Raw genomic sequence first — 1,549 nt, forward strand, 5'->3', positions numbered from 1 at the left:
CGACGCGCCGCTCGCCGAGGGCGTGCGGGCCGTGACGCCGCCGCCCGCCGGAACCTCGCGCTTCTTCTGGGCGGCGGCGGAGCACGCGACCTTCCGGGCGCTGCTGGCGCAGGCGCGGCGCGACGGCTGGGACAAGACCGAGCGGCTGATCGTCTCCTACTGGCGCCGCGGCGTCGCGGGCGAGGAGGACGGCGTGCTGCGGTCGGCGCTTCGGGCGCTGACCGGCTGACGCCTCAGCGCAGGCGCAGCCAGCTCGTCTTCAGTTCGGTGTATTTGTCGAAGGCGTGCAGCGACTTGTCCCGGCCGATGCCGGACTGCTTGTAGCCGCCGAACGGCACGGTGATGTCGTCGTCGTCGTAGCAGTTGAGGTAGACGACGCCCGCCCGCAGGCTCTTCGCCACCCGGTTCACGGTGTTGACGTTGTCGCTCCACACGGCGGCGGCCAGGCCGTAGACGCTGTCGTTCGCCACCGCGACCGCCTCGTCGGCGCTCTCCACCTCGATCACCGACAGAACCGGGCCGAAGATCTCCTCGCGGGCGATCGACATGGCGTTGTCCACCCGGTCGAACACCGTGGGCTCCACATAGCTCCCGCCGCTCTCGGCCCGCGCCCGGCCGCCGCCGGTGACCAGCCGCGCGCCCTCCGCCCGGCCGGCCTCGATCCGGCCGAGCACCCGCGCGGTGTGTTCGGCGTCCACCAGCGCCCCCATGCGGGTCGCGGCCAGCAGCGGATCGCCGGGCCGGTAGTCGTCGATCTGGGCGAGGATGCGCTCCAGCACCTTGTCCTTCACCGCGCGGTGCACCACCAGCCGGGAGCCCGCGGTGCACATCTCGCCCTGGTTGAAGAAGATCGCGCCCGCGGCGGAGGCGGCGGCGGCGTCCAGATCGCCGCAGTCGTCGAGGATGATGTGGGCGGACTTGCCGCCGCATTCGAGGCCGACCTTCTTCAGGTTGCTCTGCCCGGAATACTGCATGAAATACTTGCCGACCTCGGTGGAGCCGGTGAAGAACACTCCGTCCACGTCCAGATGCAGGCCAAGCGCCTTGCCGGCGTCCACGCCGTAGCCCGGGACGACGTTCAGCACGCCGTCGGGCAGGCCCGCCTCCCGCGCCAGCGCGCCGAGGCGGAGCGCGGTCAGGCTGGACTGCTCGGCGGGCTTCAGCACCACGGAGTTGCCGGCGGCCAGCGCCGGCGCGAACTTCCACGCCGCCATGATCATGGGGAAGTTCCACGGCACCACGCAGGCCACCACGCCCAGCGGCTCGCGGGTGATGGTGGCGATCACGTCGTCGTTGGTCGGCGCCACCTCGCCATAGACCTTGTCGATCGCCTCCGCGAACCACTGCACGCAGCGGGCGGTGGCGGGCACGTCCACCGAGAGGCTGTCGGAGATCGGCTTGCCCATGTCGAGCGTCTCGAGCAGAGCCAGCTCGTCCCCGTTCTCGCGGATGAGGCGGGCGAAGGCGGCGAGCGTGGCCTTGCGCTCCGCCGGCGCGCGGCGGCTCCAGCGCCCGTCCTCGAACGCCGCGCGGGCGGCGGCGACCGCCG

2 protein-coding genes are annotated in these 1,549 nt (G+C 72.2%); one reads left to right on the forward strand and one right to left on the reverse strand.

Annotated features, from left to right (window positions below; translation table 11 throughout):
* The coding region (locus ACFQ4O_RS17405) for an SIP domain-containing protein (protein WP_378777627.1) at positions 1-229 on the forward strand (229 nt) is incomplete at its 5' end.
* 4 nt (positions 230-233) lie between these two features.
* Here ACFQ4O_RS17405 and ACFQ4O_RS17410 read toward each other — a convergent pair.
* On the reverse strand, positions 234-1,549 hold a 1,316-nt coding region (locus ACFQ4O_RS17410; protein ID WP_378777628.1), incomplete at its 5' end, for an aldehyde dehydrogenase.

It is taken from the genome of Methylopila musalis (assembly GCF_042679725.1).
Taxonomy (GTDB): domain Bacteria; phylum Pseudomonadota; class Alphaproteobacteria; order Rhizobiales; family Methylopilaceae; genus Methylopila; species Methylopila musalis.